Genomic DNA, 22128 nt, shown 5'->3' with positions numbered 1-22128 from the left:
CGGATGAGAGGTTTGCTGACACCACTCGCGCGCGACTGCGAAGTGACGATGATTCCCAGCGGGGAGCGGGTGACGGTGCCCGCGGGCACCGAGGTGCGGGTGCTCCAGACGCTCGGCGGCAACGTGACCGTGCAGGGCGACTACGGGCAGCTCATGCGCATCGACGAGAAGGACGTCGAGGTGCTGGGCGCCGACTATCTCGCGCAGAACCCGAAGTCCGAGGAGCCCAAGGCCGTAGAGGGCACGTTCGACGAGGAGCGCGTCTGGGAGCAGCTGCGCACGGTGTACGACCCGGAGATTCCGGTGAACATCGTGGAGCTGGGGCTGGTGTACGAGTGCAAGGCCACGCCGTTGCCGGAGGGCGGTCACCGGGTGGAAATCCAGATGACGGTGACGGCCCCGGGATGCGGCATGGGTCCGGTGCTGGTGGATGACGTGCGCCAGAAGGTGACGGGCCTGCCCGGGGTGAAGGAGGCGGATGTCCAGTTGGTGTGGGATCCGCCCTGGGATCAGAGCCGCATGTCGGACGTGGCACGGCTGCAGCTCGGCTGGATGTAGCCCTCGGCGTCCCCGCCGCCGCTCACGACACCGGCCGGCGGCGCACCAGGCCTCGGCGGGTGCGCTCGGGGATGAGGGCGGCTTCGCACGCGGCGTAGGTGTCGAGGCCCAGTGTGGCCAGGCCGGGTGCTTCCCCCGCCAGAGTCGCGCGCACCAGCTCCGGGCGCTGGAAGAGCGGTGCCCAGAGCGAGGCGGGCATGGCCCGGTCTCCCGAGGAGAAATGGAGGATGCGCGAGAGCTCGCCGCCTCCGATGAAGAAGGGCGTTCCCTGGACGGCGGCGGCCCAGGACTCTTCCACGGCGGAGAGGAAGACGCTGCCCCGGCTCCCGTGCAGGACCCTCAGGTGCAACCCCGCCCCCAACGCCGAGGCGCGGACCTGTCCATCTGGTGCCAGGAGCGCGGAGGCTGTGCTTCGTCCCGGCTCCGAGAAGAGGAGCTTGTGGGTCTTCACATCCCACGTGCATGTGGAGCCGTTGTGGGCCACGGCGGTGAGCACTCCCCCATCCGGCGAGAAGCCCAGGCTGATGGAGGTGCTCAGCGGATGGGTGGGAAGGGGTCGTGCCACGGGCATGAAGTCCGAGTGGAGGTGCTTGCCCGTGTGCGGCTCCCAGAGGTGGATCCTTCCGTCACTCGAAGCGGAGGCCAGGATGCCGTCCTCCGGTGAAAAGGCCAGGGCCCGGACCGGGGTGGGGTGCCAGCCGAGCTGATACAGGAGGGCGCCGGTGCGGACATTCCAGATGCAGAGCCCCCCGTCCTCCGCGGCGCTGGCCAGCAGGGTGCCGTCTCGCGAGAAGCACATGGCACCGGAATGAGTCGAGGGGACCTTCAGGGCGTGGAGCAGGGCGCCCGTGTGGACCTCCCACAGGCACAGCGTCCTGTCCGCCATCGCGGCCGCCAGGAACTGTCCATCGAGGGAGAACGCCATGGAGCCAATCGCCAGCGAATGGCTCTCGAGGGAGGACAGGGCCGCTCCCTTGCTGGCATTCCACAGACGTATCCGGCCGTCCTTCGAGACCGAGGCCACCCGGATGCCCTCCGCCGAGCGCGCCAGCGACACGCTTGCCGCCTTCAGCGCGAGGGTGTGGAGCCGGGCACCCGAGCGGGCGTCCCACACGTGCACGGTGCCCTGGTCCGTGATGGAGGCGAGCAGGCCTCCATCCGGTGAGAAGGCCATGGGCGTGAGCTTCTCCAGCCAGTCCTTGGGGCGATGGAGGAGGGAACCCGTGTGGGCATCCCACACGTGGAGGGTGTCGTCATTCGAGACGGAGGCGAGCAGCGCGCCGTCGGGCGAGAACGCCAGGGTGTTGAGGCGATCCGAATGGCCCACGAAGGAGTGGAGGTGTTCACCGGAGCGGGTGTTCCAGAGGCTGAGCATGCCGCTCTCCGAGCCCGAGGCGAGGAGCTCTCCATCCTCGGAGAGCGCCACGGTCAGGTCTCCCCGCTCGTGGGCCTGGAGGGTGTGGCGCAGGGCCCTGGCGCGGACGTCCCAGATGCGCACCTTGCCGAGCGCCGTGGCGTGGGCGAGCAGGCCGCCATCGGGCGAGAGCGTCATGGAGGGGCCCCGGTACCGGTGACTCCTGGCGGTGAGGAGGGGAACATCGGAACGGGTATCCCACAGGTCGATCATGCTGGTGGTCGAGGCGAACGCCACCACGCCGCCGTCCCGCGAGAACGTCACGAGGAAATCCCCCTCCCGCTGGCTGTTGATCGGCTCACTCGGAGCTCCGGAGCGGACATCCCATCTCAACAGGAGGCCCTTGGTCGACGCGAAGATGAGCGTGCCCTCATCCGGCGAGAACGCCACGGCGGAGCCCTGGCCCTGGGGGGTCGAGAAGGACTGGAGGCAGGTGCCGGAATGGACCTCCCACAGGCACGACTCGCCGTCATCAGTGCCCGCGGCCAGGAGCCGGCCATCCGCCGAGAACACCAGGGTGTCCCAGCGGGCCGGTGGATCCTCGAGGGTGTGGAGGAGCGTGCCCGAGCGGGTGTTCCACAGCCGTATCCGCTCGTCTGACGAGGCGATGGCGAAGTGGCGGCCATCCGGAGAAAACGCCATGGCCTGGGCCCATGTGGAGGAGTGCTCGTGGAAGGAATGGAGCAGGGTTCCCGCGCGGGCATCCCACAAGCGCACCGCGCCATCGTGCGAGATGGACGCCAGCCGCAGCCCGTCTGGAGACCAGAGGGTGGTGGTGACACCGCTCATCCGCGAGCGGAAGACCGGGCGCGGTGTTTCGCCGGGAGCGTTCGCGCCGGGGATTCGCGCGGGCTCTTCTCGCAGGTCGATCGTCCCCTCGAGCTCCGCGTCCTCCCATCTGACTCCCGTGATGGAGGCGTCCACGAACGAGGCCGAGAAGAGGTCCGCTTCCAGGAAGCTCGCTCCATCGAGGAGCGCACCATCGAAGACGGTATGGCTGGCCATGGCCCGGTCGAGCCGCGCGCCTCGCAGGTCCGCGCAGTCGAGTCTCGTCAGGAGCAGCTTCGCTCCCGAGAGATCGGCACCGGGCAGGGCAATCCATGGCAACTCGATGCTCGCGAGCGAGGCTCCGGAGAGCTGCGCGTTCGCGGGGAGTTCCCGTTGGAGCGCCTGGCCCAGGGCCTCTCCATCGCCCACGCTCGCGCGTGTCGAGAGGTAGAGCGCCAGCAGTGCGTTCTCGCTGCCGCGCCGCCGGTACGGCCGGGTGAGCACCCGCCGCAGTGCTTCCTTCGTCCGCTCCCATTCCGGCAACCCCGCCAGGAACGAGACGATCTCGGGCGTGAGCCGTGGCAGGTCCAGCGCGTCTTCCCGTCCCGCTTCGAGGCGCTCGGAAATGTCCAGCGCGAGGAAGTATTCGAGGAAGGACCTGTGGGCGAACCGGAACCGCCCCCCCGCGCCGTCGTGCGCCAGGAAGACAGCGTCGTGGAGCTCGAGCGCCGCGGGGTCCTGGGGAACGGAGGTGTCCCCGAGGACGTCCCGCGCGAAACGGGCGAGCTCCTCGTAGGGAGCGCTCTGCGCCCGGGTCTCGAAGAGCGTACGCGCGAGGGTGCGCGCGAACACGAGCCGTTGCTCGCGGAGGGCGGAGGGCTCCTCGTCGCGGCGGCGCTCGAGCCAGTCCTCCACCGTGACCGCATAGAGCCGGGTCGTGGTCATCCCCTGGCTCGACAACCGGTCGCGGTTCTCCACGATGAGGTCCAGCAGGACCGGCCGCTGGGAGAGGTGGCTCAGGTCCTGGGCCTGCTGGAGGTTCTCCAGGACGCCAGCGGCCTCCTCGGCCGAGCGGGTCCGCTTGCCCACGAACTCGATGACCTCGGCACGCTCCATGTCCTGGAGCTCGACGAGCCCCAGCGACTCCACCTTGCGCAGCACCTCGTACATCCTCCGGGCGCTGGAGAAGAGCGTCTTGCGGGAGGAGAGGAACGCGCGTGCGCGCTTCACGGAGAAACAGCCGAGAAGGGCCGTGAGCGTGCCGTCGATGGCCTGGGGTGGCACTTCCAGCTCATCGAGCCCATCGAGGAGCGGCACGGCCATCTCCAGGTCCACGGCCAGGCGGAACGCCTCGAAGGAGAGGCCCTGGACATGCCTCTCGAAGATGGCCGCCAGGTCTGGCTTCATCCCGCCCAGGCGCAGGAGGACGGGCGCCGCGAAGCGCTCGGGCGCTTCGGCATGGGCACTGCCCATCAGGGCCGCGCGGCGAGCCAGATGGGTGGACTTGCCCGTCCCGAAGTCGCCCAGGAGCAGGACGAAGCGGCTCGAGGTGGACGCCTGGGCGAGTGCCTCCGCCACGGGGAACACCGCCCCCGACGGCAGCTTCGCCCGGCCCTCGACGAAGCGCTGCTCGTGCTCGCTCGTCCAACCCGCAAGGCTCTGCTGGGCCAGGGTGAGCAGGGGCTGTTGGACCAGTGGCCTCAGCTCGTCCCGGACCGAGACCCACTCCACGCCCGGCGGGGACGGCGGCGGGTGTCTGTCCATGGTGTAGACCCGGACCGAACCCCCGTGTTTCCCGAGGAGCCGGGCCAGCTCCATCAGGTGGAACTCAGGGGAGGGGGGCAGCCGGCCGGCATCGAACGCCAGCTCGAACCCATTTCCGGGCGGGAGCACCAGGAGGGCTTCCATGCCCTCCCGTTTCATCTCCTTCTCCCCACGCTCGCTCAGCCTGACGGGTTTGCACTCCAGACCGAAGCAGTGTTTCAGCCGGAGGGCCGCGGAGGGCTCGGTGCCGGCCTGGGGTTGGGCGTCTGACTCGCTCAGCTCGAAGCGTGAGGTCGTTTCGAGGATCCGCTGCAGCTTCTCGAACGTCATGACGGACGGGGTCCCCTGCTCGTTGTGCATGGCGCCGTGGCCTCGTTGCAAACGGACTGGATGGGGAAACGATAGGTGAAGCCCTCGCGGGCATCCAGGTTCCGCCGACGAACCGCGTGGACTCGCGGATTGTCGGGTAGGGTGCAGGGCCAGCCGTTTCGACTTGTCAGGAGGGGATATGCGAAAGCCGGTCTGGAGTGGTCTCGTTCTCTGTGCCCTGCTCGGATGTACGGGGCCGAAGTCCTCGACGGGAGCCGAGGAGTCTCAGCCTCCGCCCGCCACGACGGAGAGCCCCGCCGAAGCGCCTCCCCCGGGTGAGCCGAAAGCCCCCGCCGCCGCGGACTCCGCGCCCCGGGCGCTCCAGGTGACGGCGTCCCCGGCGCCCAAGGACGACATCATCCTCAAGAGCGTCGAGCTCCAGGGGGACACGCTGGTGGCGAGGGTGATGCACTCGGGCGGCTGCAAGCCGCACACGTACGAGCTGCTCTGGAGTGGCGGCTTCCAGAAGTCCGCGGCGGGCGAGCCCCAGGCGGAGCTGGTGCTGGCCCACGAGGCGAACGGGGATTCCTGCGAGGCGCTGCTCAACCGGACCGCGAGCTTCGACCTCGGCCCGTTGAAGCAGCGCTGGCGTGAGCAGAACAAGAGCGAGCACGGCGCGGTGGAGTTGCGCTTCGCCGGCTCGCAGCTCACCGGCCGTTACACGTTCTGAGCGGGACCGGCACGGGGCCAGTCCTCGCGTGAGCTCACGGCGTCGCGAGGTCCGGCGCCGGGGTGCTCTCCGGCGGCTTCGGGGCGATGGAAGGGAGATTCAGCTCCTCGGCGCGCGGCTGCAGCCCGGTGACGGCGGTGATGAGGCTCTCCATGCCGTTGAAGAAGCCGATGGCCTCCAGCGGCCGGTTGAGCCAGCCGGTGGTGATGCAGTAGTGGCTCGTGTGGGGCGCGGTGTGGTGCACGTCGTGATGCCCGCGGCCGAGGATGATGCCCCGCGCCTGCAGCCACGACACCAGGGGCGCGACGTGCTCCATGTGCGACCACTTGTGGAACTGGTTGGTCCCGAAGACGCCCAGGCACAGCATCAGCACGAAGGTGAGCGCGGCCGAGGCCCACGGCGCCTCCGGTCCCGAGGGCAGCAGCAGCGCGAGCGCCAGCACCGGCACGCTCACCAGGCAGTTGTGGCCGTTGGTGGCAACGAAGCCATGGCGGGTGATGTCGAGCGGATCCTCGTGGTGGACGCGGAAGGGGGTGACGAAGGTCTTCCCCAGCACCGGCGTGGTCCGGGAGAACCACGTGTCGAACAGCCAGTGCACCAGTCCGGACACGAAGTCGGCCGTCACGAAGCCCAGCACCGCGCTCAGCGCGATCATCACCCCTGTCTGCGCGCCGGCCGCCTGCACCACGCGGCGGGCCAGCAGGGCGCACAGGACGAAGAAGAGAACGACGCCGAGCTTTTCCTGCCACTGAGCGGGGCGGGCCTGGGTGGACGGGGCAACGGACATGCGGGGTTCCTGGGGTGGAGGCCAGGTCCCGGAGTGGGTCCTGCCTTGAGTGTTCACCAGCCTACACCATCAGTGGACCCACTGCCCCGCCGGCTGGCCGCTCGCAGAGGTCACGAGAGGGTGTCGTAGACCTTGGAGCTCCCATGAACGTACGCGTCGAGAAGAAGGGTTCCGTTACCACCGTCATCCTCCACCGGCCCGAGGTGCGCAACGCCGTGGATGGGCCCACGGCCGAGGCGCTCGCGGCGGCCTTCCGGGAGTTCGAGGCGGATGCCGAGGCCCGGGCCGGTGTCCTGTTCGGCGAGGGAGGCACCTTCTGCGCGGGCGCGGACCTGAAGGCCGTGGCCGAGGGCCGGCTGCCGCACCTGGCGCCGGAAGGAGATGGGCCGATGGGGCCCTCGCGGATGGTGCTGAGCAAGCCGGTCATCGCCGCCATGTCGGGCCACGCTGTCGCGGGAGGGCTGGAGCTGGCGCTCTGGTGCGACCTGCGCGTGGCCGAGGAGGACTCCGTGCTGGGCGTGTTCTGCCGCCGCTGGGGCGTGCCGCTCATCGACGGGGGAACGGTGCGGCTGCCCCGGTTGATTGGCCTGTCGCGCGCGATGGATCTCATCCTCACGGGCCGTCCGGTGCCGGCGCAGGAGGCGCTGAGCATGGGGCTCGTCAACCGCGTGGTGCCCCGGGGCGGTGCGCGCGAGGCCGCCGAGCAGCTGGCCCGGGAGATCGCCGCCTTCCCGCAGGCCTGCATGAACGCGGACCGGCGCTCGGCGTACGAACAGGCCGGGCTCCCGATGGAGCAGGCGCTGCTCCAGGAGTTCCAGCGGGGCGTGCGGATACTCGAGAAGGAGTCGCTGACGGGTGCGAAGCGCTTCGCGGATGGCGCCGGCCGGCACGGCTCGTTCGAGGAAAGTTGAAAACTGGTTCAGATTTCAGCCGTTTTTGACGCGCCGCGACTTGAGCAGGGACATCCAGTGAAAGTCTGTTCTCGCCGCGAGGCCGCTCCTCTACCCCCCGGCGGCCCCGGAGGCTTCATGTTCGGTCGAAGCACGCGTCGTCCGTCGTCGTTCACGCCAGCTCGTGGGATGCGCTTCGCGGCGCTCCTGCTCACCACCGCCGCGGGCTGTGGTCCGCTCGAGGGAGGCGCTCCCGAGGAGCAGGCCGCCTCCGACGTGGTGCAGGTGGAGAACGGGCTCACGCAAGTCACCGGTTTTGGCACCAACCCCGGCAACCTGCTGATGTTCCGGCACGTCCCGGCGAGCGTGCCGGCCGGCGCGCCGCTGGTGGTGGTGCTGCACGGCTGTACGCAGACGGCCGCGGCCATGGAGAACACCGGCTGGACGGCGGCGGCGAACGTCTACAAGTTCTACGTCGTCTACGCGCAGCAGCAGAGCAGCAACAACTCCACCAGCTGCTTCAACTGGTTCGAGCCGGGTGACATCGCGCGTGGCTCGGGTGAGGTGCTCTCCATCAAGCAGATGGTGGACGCCATGCGCTCCGCCTACTCCATCGACCCGGCGCGCGTGTTCGTCGCGGGCTTCTCGGGCGGTGGGTACATGGTGCCCGCCCTGCTCGCCACCTACCCGGACGTCTTCTCCGCGGGCGCCATCAACGCGGGCGGGCCCTACAAGTGCGCCACCTCGATGACCTCGGCCTTCTCCTGCATGAGCCCGGGCGTGGACAAGACGCCCGCCGCCTGGGGAGACCTCGTGCGCGGCGCCTACTCCAGCTACACCGGTGCCCGTCCCCGCGTCTCCATCTGGCACGGCACGAGCGACTTCACCGTGAAGAACTCCAACGCGACCGAGGCGATGGAGCAGTGGACCAACGTGCACGGCATCGACCAGACGGCGGACTTCACCGAGACGGTCGCCGGCTTCCCGCACAAGGAGTACCGCAACAGCGCGGGCACGACGCTCGTGGAGACCTATGACCTGACCGGCATGGGCCACGGGGTGGCCATCGACCCGCAGTACAGCTTCCCGGGCACCTCCACCGTGTGCGGCGCCACGGGCTCGTACCTGTCCGACGTGAACATCTGCGCCGTGTACTACCAGGCGAAGTTCTTCGGGCTCACGGGCGGTGGCGGCGGCGGCACGGGTGATACCACCCCGCCCACGGTGAACCTGACGGCGCCGGCCAACGGCGCCACGGTGAGCGGCACCGTCACCCTCACCGCGAGCGCCTCGGACGCGGTGGGCGTCACCCGGGTGGAATTCTACGTGGATGGCTCCCTGGCCGGCTCCGACAGCGCCTCCCCCTACGAGCTGGCCTGGAACAGCGCCAGCGTGGCCAACGGCTCCCACTCGCTCAGCGCCAGGGCCTACGACGCCGCGGGCAACTCGGCCACGGACGCGGACACGTCCGTCACGGTGAGCAACAGCGGTGGCACGGGCACGCCGGTGACGGTGAGCTTCACCAGCGTCGCCGCGGAGGATGGCTACATCAAGGCGAACGCGGATGGCAGCCTGCCCGCGATTGGTACGCTCATGGGCCTGGCGCTCGGGCGCGGCACGGACGGCAAGTACAACCGCTCCTTCCTCTCGTTCGACACCTCCGGCCTGCCGGACGGCGCCACCATCACCCGCGCCTACCTCACCGTCGGCTACTCGTCCGGCTCGGGTGACCCGTGGGCGAGCCCCGCTGGCAATACGCTCGTCATCGACGTGAAGACGGGCACCTTCAACGCGGCCGCCACCGAGACGGCCGACTGGGGCGCCGCCGCCAACGCGAGCGCCGTGGCCAGCATCCCGAGGTTCACTCTGGGTACGACGAACTCGGCGGACTTCTCCGGCGCCGGCCTGGCGGCCATCAACAAGACGGGGAAGACCCAGTTGAGGCTGGGTTTCACCCAGAATCAGGCGGCGACAGCCTACCTGTTCATCCAGGATGGGGCGAACGCCAGGCTCACCGTCGTCTACACGCCATAAGCGTGGGTTTCCCGGGGCGGGACGGCGCTCCGGGTGTTAGTGTGGCCCCACGGCCACGGGTATGATGCAAGGCCAGTTCGTATGCTCCCCCTCCCACCGGGGGGGGGCGCTTCGAGGCACTCCCACCTCGCGGGGCTGTCAGCCCGGTGGGTCGCCTGCCGTCCACGCCCCGCGCCATGCCGTACCGCAGGGCCCTACCCCATCTTCAGGGAGGGCGTAGGCCTGTAAACCCCTTTCGGAGGAAGAGCACATCATTCGCGAACAGAGAAGTCCCCGCGGCGGCAGCCGCGATCAGAGAACCAATCGCCGTATCCGCGCTCGCGAGGTCCGTGTCGTGGGATCCGATGGCGCCCAGCTTGGCGTCATGCCCCTCGAAGCGGCCCTGACGCTGGCTCGAAATGAAGGACTCGATCTCGTCGAGATCAGTCCCATGGCCCAGCCGCCTGTCTGCAAGGTGATGGACTATGGCAAGTTCAAGTACGAGGAGAAGAAGAAGGCCGCGGAGTCGAAGCGCGCCCAGGTCGTGGTCCAGCTCAAGGAAGTGAAGCTGCGCCCGAAGACCGAGGAGCACGACTACGAATTCAAGGTCCGCAACACGCGCCGCTTCATCGAGGAAGGCAACAAGGCCAAGGTCGTCATCCAGTTCCGGGGTCGAGAAATCACCCACAAGGAGCAGGGAACGGCCATCCTCAACGACGTGGCCGAGGACCTGAAGGATGTGGCGGTGGTGGAGATGCCGCCCCGCATGGAAGGGCGCCTGATGTTCATGATTCTCGCGCCCACGGCCAAGATCGCCCAGAAGGCCCGCGAGCTGGTGCGGCAGGCCGCCGCCGCCAGCAAGAAGTCCCCGCCTCCTCCGGCGCCCGGTGCCGGAAAGCCGGCTCCCGCCGCCGCCGCTGCCGCTGCCCCTGCCGCCGCCGAGGCGGACAAGGACTCCGGCGAGGGCGCACAGGAAGCCCCCAGTCCGGCGGCTCCGTAGGCGGAAGCTCCCGCACGCGGTGGACGCGCTCCACCGCGTGTGGCGCTACCCCTGGCCCGGGCCCTCGAAGCGCCTCGGGCCGCCGTGGAAGTGCTGGTCGAGGAAGGCCTCGGCCCGCTCCCGCGCGGCGCTCGTCTCGGACGAGAAGCCCCCCTCCTCACCCCAGGCGGCGAAGCGAGCGCGCTCCAACACCGAGGCGGGGTGGGGGTCCGTGCCGGGCGCGAGGCCGCGCTCCACGGCCGCGAGCAGGGCGTGCGCCTGCTCCACCACCTGGAGTGCTTCCTCGAATGGCACCGTCCCGCCAGCGAGTGCGTTGAACAGCCGGCAGGCGTAGCGGCGGCAGCCCTCCGGGCGCTCCGCGTAGATGGAGCACTGCCTCCCCTTCAGCGCCGTGCAGCCCTGGCGGAGGGCCGGCGCGCCATCCGCGAGCGCCACCACCTCGAGCCCGTTCCGCCGGGCGGCGCCGGCCTCGGCTGGCTGGAGCGGAACGTGGCTGAAGAGGTTGCCGTCGCAGCACAGGCCGCAGCGACGGCACAGCTCGGACAGGGGCAGGGTGCTCACGTCTACTTCACCAGCACCAGGTCCCTCGACTGGACGAGGTCCACCTCACCGGCGAAGTGAGCGAAGTCCTCGTACTGCTTCACGGGGACGCGGGCGCGCTCCAGGCGCAGCGTCTCGTCGATGGTGAGCGTGCGCCCCTCCTGCTTCTCCGTGCGCACCAGGCGTCCGAAGGGGCCGTCCACCTTCAACTGGGCCTGGGGATCCGACAGCCGGAAGCCCTGGGGCATCGTCAGCGTCACCACCGTGCGGCTCGTCTCCGTGTCGTCGATGTAGAGCGGCGTGGTGCGCGTGCTGAGCTGTACGTACTGGCGGCCCAGGCTCGTTGGCATGGTGACGGGCGGCAGCAACATCCTGTCCTTGTCCGCCCGGGCGAAGCCGGACGCCTTGAAGGCATAGCGCACCGTGAAGGGCGCCCCCACCTCCTCCGTGCGCTCCAGCTTCAGGTCCGTCAGCTCCGCCCCGCCGAAGTAGCGGGCCACCGCGCTCTGCAGCGCCTGGCGCCGGCGCTCGCCGGAAATGGCCTCGAAGGCCTCCGCCAACTGCGCCGCGTCGAAGCCCGTGTACTGCTCCTCGCCCTTGCCCGTCAGCTGGCCGTTCCCATCCACCTCCAGCGTCAGCTTCACCAGCTTGCCGGGCTGCTGCTTCGCGGGCGGCGTCTTCACCTTCTCCATCGGGCGGCCGGGCTCGGGCAGCAGGTACGCGTCCCGCTCGCCCATCGCCGACTCGGGCAGCTCGCCGAAGGGAGCGAAGCGCGTGGTGGTGTCCAGCCACACCGGCCCCTCACCCGGCACCTCCGCCCGCAGTGCCACGTACGGCAGCAGCGACTCCTCGGGGAAGAGGTACTCCGCCGGGTCCGCCGAGAAGGTGCGCACCGCCACGAGCCGCGTCGGAATCCCCAGCGACTCCAGCCCCGCCTTCAGCACCCACAGCCGGCTGCCCCGGTCCTGCGCGATCGAGCCCGCCGACGACTGCGTCAGCCCCGCGTCCCGGCCGGTGAAGCGCTTCATCACCGCCGCGTACAGCGCCTTCACCGCCTCCAGTCCACGCTTGTCTCCGGCCGTCTCGCGCGCGAACGCCTCCAGCTCCCAGTTGAGCGCACCCTTGTCCAGGAAGGCGTCCGAGTACACCGCCACCAGCTTGTCGTTGCCCGTGGTGCCCGCGCCCACCACCACGAAGGGCAGGTACTCCTTGCTCGACGGAGGGCCGTCCGGCTCGGGGATGAAGGGCGGCACGTTGCGGGCCTCGAAGGTGAAGAGCTCCTCGTCCCCCTTCACCACCGGCGGCGGCGCCTTCATGTTGTGCGCGTCCACCTTCATGCCCGTGCCCTTGGGCGCCACCACCGTGTACGTGGCGCGGTAGTCCGGCATGTCGGCCACGCGGAAGTAGAAGTCCGAGGCCTTGAAGCCCGGCTGTGCCGGCCCACGCGAGGACTCGGCCACCAGATACTCCACCTCCACGTAGTCCCCCACCTGCACACCCGGCAGGCTGATGGTGTCCTTGCCCGCGATGTTCTCCGGCTCCAGCACCGTGCCGTCCGCCTTGATGGTGCGCAGCGCCAGCACCTGCGCGCCCGAGGGCAGGTTCATCTCGGCGATCTCCTGCACGCCGCTCTGCTCCAGCGCCTTCTGGATGCCGTGGATGCGGGTGACCTGCGAGCCGTCCTGCCACACCTGCGTGGCCGCCGCGTCCAGCACGTACACCGCGGCGCTCTCCTGGGGGCCCGGGTTGGCCTCGTAGTCCTTGATGGCCTGCCGGCCGTCGATGGCGTGCGCCTGCAGGATCTCCTGCCCCGTCTTCGCGCGCACCACGGCGCGGCGCAGGGCCAGATTGCTCCCGTCCAGCAGCAGCGACTGCTCGCGCAGCGCCAGTGCCCCGGCCGCGTCTCCGGCCAGCTCCCGCACGTCCGCCAGCTTCTCCAGCACCCGCGGGTTGCGCGGCCAGAGCGCGGTCAGCGTCTTCAGCGTGGCCGTGGCCTCGTCGAAGCGGCGCAGCGCCACGTACGCGGCCGCCAGCGACATGCCCGTGGTGATGTCGCCCGGGTTGCGCACGAGCTGCTGCTGGTAGAGGGCGGCCGAGCGCTCAAGGTCTCCCCTCATCCGCGCGTGATCGGCGGCACGGGGGAGCGCGCCCGGGCACCCCACCAGCGAGCCCATCAGCTCGTCCGCGCGAGCCACCGCGTCGCGGCGCCGGGCCAGTCCGTAGCGCAGCCCCATCGCATCACACAGCCCCGGCTGGGCCTGGAGCGCCGCTTCCGCGCTCTCCTCGGCCGCGCTCTCCACCTCCAGGGCCATGGCCGCGCGTGCCTCCAGCAGGTACACGGGCCAGCCCGGCTGCTTCGCCGCGGCCCGCGCCGTCTTGATCGTCTCCATGGCCGCGGCGTACTGCCCGTCGTTGAGCGACAGCTCGGCGCGCAGCAGCAGCGCCATCACGTCGCCCGGGTCCTTCGCCAGCGCCGACTCCAGGTCCCTCGTCGAGCGCCCGCGCGACACCTTGGAGGGGATGCTCCGGTCCAGCGCGGCCAGCTCGGCGCGCAGCGAGAGCACGGCGGCCGTCTGGGCGGTCTTCTGCAGGCGCGTCATCAGCCGCCACGCCCCGTCCGAGTCCCGGCCCATTCCGTCGCGTATCGCGGCGAAGTCCGCCAGCAGCGGGCCCGCCTCACCGGCGAGCGCGGCGGCCAGGTCCTCGGCGCGCGGGTACACCAGCTCCGCCTTCGCCTCCCGGGGCGCCGAGCCCCACGAGGAGGGCGCGGGCCCGCTGGCCGGGCTGTAGCGGATGTTCGACGGGCTCCCGTCCGCGCGCGCCAGGGCGAAGGACACGTTGGCTCCGCGCTGCTGGTCCTTCAGCAGCTTGATGAGGATGCGGTGCCGGCCCGCCGCGAGCTGCACGGGACGCGCGGCCACGGTGGACGCGGCGCGGGTGAAGTCGCGGCGCTCCAGCAGGGGCGCTCCATCCACCATCACCTTGAAGGAGGAGGCGGAGACGGCGCGCACCACGTAGACCCCGGCCTCGGGCACCTCCGCGTCCACGGCCATGAGGTAGATGTCGCCGCTGCCCGGCTCGCCCGCCACGTCCAGGCGGCTGTCCGGGGCGCGCAGGGTGCGCGGCACGAGCTGGCCAAAGGGGCCGGTGAAGGGGCCCGCCAGGGAGCCGTCCTTCTCCGGCGGGGTGGTCTCGTCGAAGGCGAGCAGGTGCCAGGGGGAGAAGGGCCCCAACAGGGTGGCCGTGTCCACCGAGCCCATGTCCTTGAGGGCGCGGGCCTGGGCGGCCCGGTCATCCCTCAGGCCGAGGATGGCCACCTGGCTGGCGCGCAGCAGTTGAGCGGCCTCGCCCGAGGCGCCGGCATCGAGCGCGGCCTGGATGCCCGTGAGGATGACGTCATCCAGCGCGGGGGAGGAGCCCACCAGGTCCAGCACGTAGCGGGCGGAGGGCACCGCGAGCGGATGGCGGGGCGCGCGGGTGGTGACGGCCAGTGCCGCATCGAGCGCGCGGCGCGGGTTGGCGGCGCGGCGCGCGAGCAGGTGCTGGCCGTAGAGGGCGTAGGGGTCGGCCGGATCCTTGGCGCCCGCCTCGTCGAAGCGGGCCTGGGCCATGGCCGGGTCTCCCGTCATCAACCACGCATGGAAGCCGGCGAGCGCGAGCGTGCGCGCCTCGGTGGTGCCCTTCTTCGCCGCGTTGGCGGCATTTTCGAGCACCTCGGTGGGCGAGGTGGAGTGGGCACAACCGGCCAGGGAGAGGCCGGCGACGAGCAGCAGCACGGAGAAACGGGGAGTGGGCGTGCGCATGGAGCGCACAGGGATAATTCAATCCCCCGGGTGAGGCCACATCCACGTGTAGCGGTTGGCCTCTCTCCTGCTCACTTCGAACGTTTGCCCTTGGGCGCGGGGGCGGGCTTGGCCGGAGTCCGCTTGACGGGCGCCGGAGTCACGGTCCGTGTCTCCACCCGGGCGGGCGCCGACGCCTGGACCACACCGGCGGGCTTGGGCGGCACCGGCTTGACCTGGTAGCTGAACTTCTCGACCTGGCATGCGCCTTCGATGCAGCCGAGGGCGGGGACGGGTGATCTGCCGAAACGCAGCTCCTGCCAGTTCATTCCCAGCTGGAGCGGTTCGAAGATGGGACGCTTGTCTCCCTTGCTACCCACCGAGGCGATCAGGGCCCCTTCTTCGTCCACCACCAACTCGAGCTCCACCGGACCCTCGGGAGAGTCGGGCCCCAACATGGTGCCCTGCTTCTCTCCCAGGTTCCACTCGAGCCGGAGGGGAGCACCGGACCCGCTATACACCAGGGCGATATACCGCGTCGGAGTCTGCTCGTTCTTCACCAGCATCAGCGCGACCTGCGCATCCGGCAGGGGGGCGTCGAGCACCACCTGTGCGAGCGTCTCGAAGAGACTGGGAGCGTTGTACTGGGCGTTCACCTGGGCCACGAGGCGGGCGGTGTCGCCCCTCATCCCGGGCACGTCCACCCGCACGAGTCCCTCGCGCGATTGACCTTCCACTGCTGGGAAGACGAGCTTCTTGTCCTCGAAGGAGAGCGGGCGGCCCGACACCAGGAGGGAGGGCTTGTCGTTCCCGTCACCCAGGGTCACCTTGCGTGGCTCGCCCTCCACTGCCGTCAACCGTCCCGGGGGTTCCTGCGCCGAGGGAGTTCCGAGATCCCCGGTGAGCGCCTCGCCCGGCGTCCTGGGCACGCGCTTGTTCGTGACGTGCCAGTACCTGACGCCCCACATGCCCAGCGCGGACAGCACCAGCAGCGTGGCCACACCCTGGAGCGTGACGCGCACCGCCTTCTTGAGGGCCCGGTTCAGGCGCTGCATCCGGTTGAGCTTCGCCGGCCGCATGGTGGTGTAGTGCGGGGCGAGCGGCTCCAGGTCCCGGATGAGGTCGGTGACGGTCGCGTAACGCTCCGAGGGCTGCTGCTTGAGGCAGCGCTCGATGATGCCGTCCAGCCGTGAGTCCAGCTTCGGCTTGCGGCGCGAGGGGGGCTCGAAGCTGCCCGCGGGCAGCTCGCCCACCAGCATCTCGTAGAGGATGAGGCCCAGCGCGAAGATGTCCGCGCGCCCGTCCGCGTTCTTGGCGTCCACCCGCTGCTCGGGCGCCATATAGGACAGCGTCCCCATGGCCATATGGGTGCCGGTGAGGGCGAAGCGCGTGCTGGTGTCCTCGAGGAACGAGGCCAGCCCGAAGTCCGTCACCTTGGGAAGGTCACCGGCCTGCTCGTCGAAGAGGATGTTCTCCGGCTTCAGGTCCCGGTGGATGACGTTGCGGTTGTGCGCGTACTCGATGGCCCGGCAGATCTGCAGCATCACCCGCAGCGTTTCCTGCGGATCCTCCTGGGGCGCGCGCATCCGCTCGCGCAGCGAGGGCCCGTCCACGAACTCCATCACCAGGAAGTACGTCGACGGGGTGCTGCCCTTGTCGACGATGGAGACGATGTTGGGGTGGTGCAGGGTGGCGAGCGCCGCGGCCTCCTTCTGGAAGCGGGCGACGAAGCTCTCCTCCTGGGCGAGCTGCTGGTTGAGCAGCTTGACGGCGACGGTGCGGTTCAAGGACAGCTGGGTGGCCTTGTGCACCTCTCCCATGCCGCCGGCGCCGACGAGGCTCTCCAAGCGGTAGCCAGGGATGAGATCCGGCGCGTGCGTCCGGCTGATGGCGGTCGAAGTAGCGTCGAGCGAGGGCATGGAGGGCTTGGGAAGACGGCTCGCAGGGTAGCAGAACCTTCCGCTTCCGGGCGTACACGATGATCCAGGACGCTACAGGCGCTCGCGTATGAACTGGCTGCCGTTTTCCACCTACACCGCACCGCCTGCACTCGCGGGGGCGGGTGGGGTGGCGATGCGTGTGGGACTGGCTGCGTCGAAGTGACCGGCGGCGCGCTCCTCGCAGTTGTCGCAGTGCTCGCACTCCGCGTGTTCCGGCTCTCCGAAGTATTCGCCGAGCAGACGCCAGCGGCACCCGGTGGTCTGCCCGTAGCGCATCATCTGCTGGAGGCGCTGGCGATCACTCTGGTGGCGTGTCTCGTAGGCGGTGAGGTAGCCGGCGAGCTCCTCGGGGGTGTCGAAGTCGCGCAGCTGCTTCAACCCGCGGGAGCCGCGCTCGAGGATGCCGGCGCCGGCGAGCTGTGCCACCAACACCTTCACCCGGTTGGCCGGCAGGCCCGAGGCCTCCGTGAGCACTTTGAGGGATACGGGCTTGCCCTGACGGTGGGCCCACAGCTCGCGCAGCACCGAGTAGAGCGCCTGGGACTCCTCGCGCCGGGGGTACTTGCCCCCGAGGAATGAGCTCGTGCTCGCCGCGGCGGACCGCCCGCGCCACCTGGTCCGCCTCGCGCGCGGTGAGCGTGGAGTCCAGCTTCGCCACGTGCACCGCGGCCTCGGAGAGCTTTTCGTGCTGGTCCTGCATGAGCGCCAGCAGCGGCGAGACGACCACGGTCGTCTTGGGCAGCAGCAGGGCGGGGAGCTGGAAGGTCAGCGACTTGCCCGCGCCGGTGGGCATCACCCCCAGCACGTCCTCGCCCTCCAGCAGCGCCTCGATGATCTCCTGCTGGCCGGGCCGGAGCTCCCGCACCCCGAAGTGTTCCCGGGCTTCTGCCATGAGCTTCTTCCAGCTCGGCCGGGGGTGACCGTGATTCGCTTCTGCCGCGTCCCTGTCTCTGGAGGTGCCCATGGCGTCCCTCAAGGTAGGGGGCCGGGTTCACCCTCGGGAGCCAGCCTGGACCCTGGACCAACGAGGTCCGTCCGGGGGACGGCCGAGCACGCGGCTCGGGGTTTTCGCGGGTTACGGCACCGGGGGACCACTCACCGGAGCGGAGGGGCTCGCCTGCCCGCCCGCCCGGAAGCTCCGGAGACCTTCGGTGTACAGCGCGCGGTAGGCCTCCAGCGTCAATCCGCCCACCCGGACGCCGAACGTGTCCTCGTGTCCCGCGAGCCTGCGGGTGACGCGGGCGTTGACCTCATTGCCGTAGTGGCGCCCGTCGTAGGTGTTGTCGGTCCGCGCGGTGACGTCCGAGGGCACGGCGAAGTCGTAGACCTCGTCGAGCACGGACGTGAGCGCGTGCAGGCCGCGCAGGTAGTCCGGCAGCATGCCCGCGCGCTCCAGCTCGGCCACGTGCCACGCGGACAGCGGCGGCATCCACCCGATGACGCGGGCCTCGGGGAAGAGGGCTCGCAGCTCACCGAAGCGCGCCACCCGGGCCGGGTCCAGCACCCGCGGCGGGAGCCACACGCCCTCGGGGTCGAAGGTGCCGGCGTCGGGGCGGATCACCACCTCGAAACGCTCGTCGTAGAACTTGGGGTAGGGCGACTGGTCCAGCACCGCCAGCACCGACCAGAGGAGCGCGTCCAGGGACAGGTAGCTCTTCCAGCGTGGCGGGGGTGCCTCGCTCCGGGCGACGAAGTCCGGCACGTCCACCTGCGCGTCCACGCGGGGGTCGAAGTTCACGAAGTCTGTCCCCACGATGACGAGCGACGGCCTCGCCCCATGCGCGCGCAGCCATCGGGCATAGGCGAGGAACTCGCCCACCACGCCCGCGCTGAACGCGAGGTTGAGGCAGCGGTGCGGCGCCAGCAGCGAGGGGCGCACGATGGTGGAGGTGGAGCTGCCCAGGATGAGGCAGTCGTAGCGGGTGGGGTCCTGGAGGAAGAGGTTGGCCTTGGAGACGCGCTCGTTGAATTCGTAGTTGCGCCCCGTGAGGCGGTTGCCCTGGCCGTACCAGAGCGGATCCACGAGCAGGTTGAGCGCGAGCGCTCCCAGCACGAGCACCGCCGTGGCCACCGCCCAATGCTTGAGGTACCTGTCCATGCTCACGGGCGCATCCGAGGGGGGAGAGCATCGCCGCTTCGGGACGCAGACGGAAGGAGCGGAAGGGCCCCTGCCACCTTGCCTGCCCGGCATCCTGGCTGGGACTGTCCCTCGGGCCAGGGCCGCCCGCCAGGACAGAAAGCCACACAGGTACCAACGTTCTCCCAGGGCCGTCGAGCGGGAGAGCACCCATGAGAAGCGTCGCCGATATGATGGAGGCCGGCTCGGAGCTCATCTTCGAGCGCTGGTTGGAGCGGGTCCAACGGGACCATGCACCCGGTGAGCTCTCCAGGCCGGAGCTGGCGGACCACATTCCGGACTTCATGCGGGAGGTGGTGGCCGCCCTGCGCCGGGAGGAGGAAGGGCAGTCCCCCAAGACGCACCGGGTGGGCCCCCTGGGCTGGGAGCACGGCGAGCAGCGCTTTCGCGTCGGCTTCGATCTGCCCAGCATGGTGCGCGAGTACGGCACCCTGCACGACTGCATCCACGAGTTCGTGGAGGAGCAGGGACAGGCGCTCATCCGCGTGGAGGAGGTGAGGGTGCTCGTGCAGTGCTTCAACCGGGCCATCTCGGAGGCCGTCGTGCATTACACACGCATCCGCGAGCGGCAGCTCCTGGGGGAGGAGCCGGCTCCTCCTCCGGGCTAAGCCATCGGAACAAAGTCCTTTCAGGGGTGGGTGAGTCCGCCTGCCGGGCGCGCTCTTCACGAACTTGTCCAACTGTTGGACAAGTCTGGCGAGACCGGGCCCGGAGGGGTCCCTCCTGCTTTCGAGCTGAGGACAGACCCCTGAACGGACTGACTTCGGCTGGCTTAGAAGTTGTAATAGATGAACTCGCTCACCTCGCTGAGGCGGAGGATGGCCACGGCGGCCATCGCGGCGCAGGCGAGCACCTGGCCCGGCGTGGGCTGCCAGCCCCAGCGTGACGCCGGGAATGCCTGGGGCGTGTCGTCCACCAGCGCGGGGTTGTGCGGCCCCATCCAGCGGTGCAGGCCTCCGGAGATGAACACCACCGGGAGCGCCGCGAGCAGCACGCCCGTCTTCGTCGCCGCCCGGAAGAAGCCGGAGAGGTCGTCGTTCCACACCGCGCGGAAGGCGAGCCCCGTCTTCGCGCCGTCCGCCAGGCCCGCCATGCCCCGGAGCACCCCGAGCGCACCCTCGAGCGTCTCGGCGCGGAAGAAGACCCAGGCCACCACCACGGCCACATAGGTGGCGGCGATGGCCAGGGGCCGTGTCCACCGGCCCTCCTGTCCGAGCGGCGCCAGTCCCCACCGCTCGCGCAGCGCGGTCCACATGTGCGTGACGACGAGCAGGGCCCCATGCATCCCGCCCCAGAGGATGAAGTTCCACCCGGCGCCGTGCCACAGCCCGCCGAGCAGCATGGTGAGCATCAGGTTGACGTAGCGGCGGACGCGGCCCTTCCGGTTGCCGCCCAGCGCCACGTAGAGGTAGTCGCGCAGGAAGCGCGAGAGCGAGATGTGCCAGCGGCGCCAGAACTCGACGATGCTCGCCGAGCGGTAGGGCGTGTCGAAATTGAGCGGCAGGCGGATGTTGAACATCCACGCCAGCCCGATGGCCATGTCCGAGTAGCCGGAGAAGTCGAAGTAGAGCTGCAGCGAGAAGGCGATGGCGCCCACCCACCCATCCACGAGGCCCACCGGCACGCCCTGGGCGGCGGCGGCGAAGACGGGGTTGGCGAACTGCGCGACGACATCCGCCACGGCCACCTTCTTGAACAGGCCGCGGAAGAAGCAGGTGAGGCCCACGGTGAGACGCTCGGAGCGCAGGCGCGCCACGTCCGGCTCGGCGAACTGCGGGAGCATCTCCCGGTGGTTCACCAGGGGCCCGGCGATCTCATGCGGGAAGAAGGTGACGAAGAGGCCGTAGCGCAGGACGCTCGGCTCGCGGTGGCCGGTGCGGTAGCAGTCGACGAGGTAGGCCACCTGCTGGAAGGTATAGAAGGAGATGGCCAGCGGCAGCCGGGGCGGCACGTAGTCCCAGTGCGTCCCGAGCAGCGCCTGGAGGTTCTCCACGAGGAAGCCCGAGTACTTGAAGTACGCGAGCAGCCCGAGGTCGATGACGAGTCCCGCGATGAGGAGCCGGCGGGCGCGCTGCTTGTCCACGGAGGCGAGCGAGGCGATGCGGGCGCCGAGCAGGTAGTCGAAGGACAGCGAGGCGACGAGCAGCAGCACGTAGCCGGCGGACCACCAGCCGTAGAAGACGAGGGAGGCGGCGAGGAGGGAGAAAAGGGCCTCGCGCGTGCGTCCGCGGTGCCCCAGCCCGAAGTAGACGAGGAGGGCCGCGGGCAGGAAGACGAAGAGGAAGACGTGCGAGTTGAAGAGCATCCGCGAGCCGGAGAGCGCCGGTGGCCCACAGGTTACCAAATCTCCCCTCGCCCTCCGGGAGAGGGTCGGGGTGAGGGTGCCTGTCCCCCTGCTTCGACCCGTGGCCCGGAGCCCCGGAAACGGCGAGGGCGCCCCCCACGAAGGGAAGCGCCCTCATTGGTGCATCGAGACGAAGCGGAAGGACTACTTGGTCTCGGCGGCCGTCTTGGTGGCCTTCTTGCCGGCCTTCTTGGCCTCGGGCTTGGCCTCGGCCTTGGCGGCCTCCGGCTTGGCCTCGGCCTTGGCCTCGGCGGCCGGAGCCTCGGCGGGGGCCGCGGCAGGAGCAGCGGCGGGGGCGGCGGCGGCGGCCGGAGCGGCCTCGGCCTTCGCGGGCTCAGAGGCAAACGCGGACATGGAGGCGGTCAGGGCGATGGCGGCGATGATGTTCTTCATGTGGATTCTCCGAGCAGCAACGAAACGTCGCGGCATTGCGGCGTTGCGTGACGGATACTGAGCACTCGCCGTGCCAGGGACCCTCCCGAGGGAAGGCTTCGCGGAGCTGCGGAGATTCTCCCCATTCCGCCTGCCCGGCCTGGGGGCACCCTCCCCAGAAAGCGCTGGAGGTCTTTGACGACACGTCGCGTCTTGGGGATGCTGTTGATGTCAGCCGGAGACAGTACAGCCCGGTCTAGCCCGGATGCGCATGCCGCGTGTCCGGAGGACGGGAGCCAAGGCATGCGGTACCTCTTCATCGCATTGGCAGCGAGCGGGTTGGGAGTGGGATGTGCGACCCCCCGGGTATCCTCTGAGCCCCAGATGTCGGTGGAAGTGGCGCGGTGGCAGGGGCGGTATCAGGAAGAGCGTGAACGTGCGGAAGCACTCGCCATGAGGCTCGCGCAAGCCGAGAGTGCGCTCGAGGCGGCGGCCCAGGAGCGGGCGGAGACGGCACAGCTCACCCAGTTGTTGGAGGACGAGCTGGGCCGGGCGGCGGCGGTGAGGCACTCATTGGTGGAGTACAACGCGCAGCTGGTGTCGCGGCAGCGGGAGATGACGGCGTTGCAGGAGGAGCTGGAGGACGTGTGGTACCAGGCGGCGCTTTCCCGGGCCCGGCGGCGCAGCCAGCCCCAGCCCACGCAGGAGCCCTCGCAGGCGCCGGCTGCTCCGCCGATGCCCGCCGGTAGTCCGTGAGCGAACGTGCCTCCATTCGTGGCT

General features: G+C 70.0%; 16 protein-coding genes and 1 pseudogene. 7 read left to right on the top strand and 10 right to left on the bottom strand.

What is annotated here, in order from left to right; genetic code table 11:
• Nucleotides 1-3 precede the first annotated feature (3 nt).
• On the top strand, nucleotides 4-558 hold the full coding sequence (gene sufT, locus BO221_RS25240) for a putative Fe-S cluster assembly protein SufT (RefSeq protein ID WP_073563045.1): 555 nt from the start codon (nucleotides 4-6) through the stop codon (nucleotides 556-558).
• A 22-nt stretch (nucleotides 559-580) separates the two neighbouring features.
• On the opposite strand, the gene BO221_RS25235 is transcribed toward sufT, so the two are convergent.
• Nucleotides 581-4864, bottom strand: coding sequence for a PQQ-binding-like beta-propeller repeat protein (locus BO221_RS25235; RefSeq protein ID WP_073563044.1), 4284 nt, complete (start codon nucleotides 4862-4864; stop codon nucleotides 581-583).
• Between the two features lie 148 nt (nucleotides 4865-5012).
• Here BO221_RS25235 and BO221_RS25230 point away from each other — a divergent pair, with 148 nt between their 5' ends.
• On the top strand, nucleotides 5013-5543 hold the full coding sequence (locus BO221_RS25230; RefSeq protein ID WP_073563043.1) for a hypothetical protein: 531 nt from the start codon (nucleotides 5013-5015) through the stop codon (nucleotides 5541-5543).
• Nucleotides 5544-5577: 34 nt separating this feature from the next.
• On the opposite strand, the gene BO221_RS25225 is transcribed toward BO221_RS25230, so the two are convergent.
• A complete protein-coding gene (locus BO221_RS25225; RefSeq protein WP_073563042.1) occupies nucleotides 5578-6330 on the bottom strand; it encodes a fatty acid desaturase family protein in 753 nt (250 codons plus the stop codon).
• Nucleotides 6331-6473: 143 nt separating this feature from the next.
• Here BO221_RS25225 and BO221_RS25220 point away from each other — a divergent pair, with 143 nt between their 5' ends.
• The 3 genes from BO221_RS25220 to infC all read left to right on the top strand — a co-directional run bounded on the left by BO221_RS25220 (nucleotide 6474) and on the right by infC (nucleotide 10233).
• Nucleotides 6474-7241, top strand: a complete 768-nt coding sequence (locus BO221_RS25220) for a crotonase/enoyl-CoA hydratase family protein (RefSeq protein WP_073563041.1) — start codon at nucleotides 6474-6476, stop codon at nucleotides 7239-7241.
• Nucleotides 7242-7358: 117 nt separating this feature from the next.
• Nucleotides 7359-9254: a PHB depolymerase family esterase gene (locus BO221_RS25215; protein WP_073563040.1), complete on the top strand. Its 1896-nt coding sequence runs from the start codon at nucleotides 7359-7361 to the stop codon at nucleotides 9252-9254.
• Between the two features lie 250 nt (nucleotides 9255-9504).
• Complete coding sequence (infC, locus tag BO221_RS25210) at nucleotides 9505-10233, top strand: translation initiation factor IF-3 (protein WP_073563039.1); 729 nt, start codon at nucleotides 9505-9507, stop codon at nucleotides 10231-10233.
• Nucleotides 10234-10278: 45 nt separating this feature from the next.
• Here infC and BO221_RS25205 read toward each other — a convergent pair whose 3' ends face one another.
• The 6 genes and pseudogenes from BO221_RS25205 to BO221_RS25180 form a co-directional block, all read right to left on the bottom strand.
• Complete coding sequence (locus tag BO221_RS25205) at nucleotides 10279-10794, bottom strand: YkgJ family cysteine cluster protein (RefSeq protein WP_369865555.1); 516 nt, start codon at nucleotides 10792-10794, stop codon at nucleotides 10279-10281.
• A 2-nt stretch (nucleotides 10795-10796) separates the two neighbouring features.
• Nucleotides 10797-14576, bottom strand: a complete 3780-nt coding sequence (locus tag BO221_RS25200) for a DUF3857 domain-containing protein (RefSeq protein ID WP_073563266.1) — start codon at nucleotides 14574-14576, stop codon at nucleotides 10797-10799.
• Between the two features lie 71 nt (nucleotides 14577-14647).
• Nucleotides 14648-16474, bottom strand: coding sequence for a serine/threonine-protein kinase (locus BO221_RS25195; RefSeq protein ID WP_073563038.1), 1827 nt, complete (start codon nucleotides 16472-16474; stop codon nucleotides 14648-14650).
• 111 nt (nucleotides 16475-16585) lie between these two features.
• Nucleotides 16586-17020, bottom strand: coding sequence for a RecQ family zinc-binding domain-containing protein (locus BO221_RS56385; protein ID WP_233166254.1), 435 nt, complete (start codon nucleotides 17018-17020; stop codon nucleotides 16586-16588).
• Between the two features lie 133 nt (nucleotides 17021-17153).
• Nucleotides 17154-17288: pseudogene (locus tag BO221_RS56380) on the bottom strand (DEAD/DEAH box helicase); the annotation flags it as partial.
• 282 nt (nucleotides 17289-17570) lie between these two features.
• Nucleotides 17571-18599, bottom strand: coding sequence for a hypothetical protein (locus tag BO221_RS25180; RefSeq protein ID WP_083681349.1), 1029 nt, complete (start codon nucleotides 18597-18599; stop codon nucleotides 17571-17573).
• A 185-nt stretch (nucleotides 18600-18784) separates the two neighbouring features.
• Here BO221_RS25180 and BO221_RS25175 point away from each other — a divergent pair, with 185 nt between their 5' ends.
• Nucleotides 18785-19240, top strand: coding sequence for an RsbRD N-terminal domain-containing protein (locus tag BO221_RS25175; protein WP_083681348.1), 456 nt, complete (start codon nucleotides 18785-18787; stop codon nucleotides 19238-19240).
• Between the two features lie 164 nt (nucleotides 19241-19404).
• On the opposite strand, the gene BO221_RS25170 is transcribed toward BO221_RS25175, so the two are convergent.
• Nucleotides 19405-20976 (bottom strand): MBOAT family protein, encoded by a 1572-nt coding sequence (locus BO221_RS25170; protein WP_143195664.1) that lies wholly within the window; start codon nucleotides 20974-20976, stop codon nucleotides 19405-19407.
• A gap of 144 nt (nucleotides 20977-21120) precedes the next feature.
• Entirely contained in the window at nucleotides 21121-21369 is a 249-nt protein-coding gene (locus tag BO221_RS25165; RefSeq protein WP_073563033.1) for a hypothetical protein, read from the bottom strand.
• 432 nt (nucleotides 21370-21801) lie between these two features.
• On the opposite strand from BO221_RS25165, the gene BO221_RS53980 reads away from it, so the two are divergent.
• The gene (locus BO221_RS53980; RefSeq protein WP_233166253.1) at nucleotides 21802-22104 is read left to right on the top strand and encodes a hypothetical protein; all 303 of its coding nucleotides are present in this window, start codon (nucleotides 21802-21804) and stop codon (nucleotides 22102-22104) included.
• Nucleotides 22105-22128: the final 24 nt, after the last annotated feature.

This window comes from Archangium sp. Cb G35 (assembly GCF_001896145.1).
GTDB lineage: Bacteria > Myxococcota > Myxococcia > Myxococcales > Myxococcaceae > Archangium > Archangium violaceum.
Note: the sequence above shows the minus strand (reverse complement) of the source record. Positions and strands in the feature narration are given on the sequence as shown.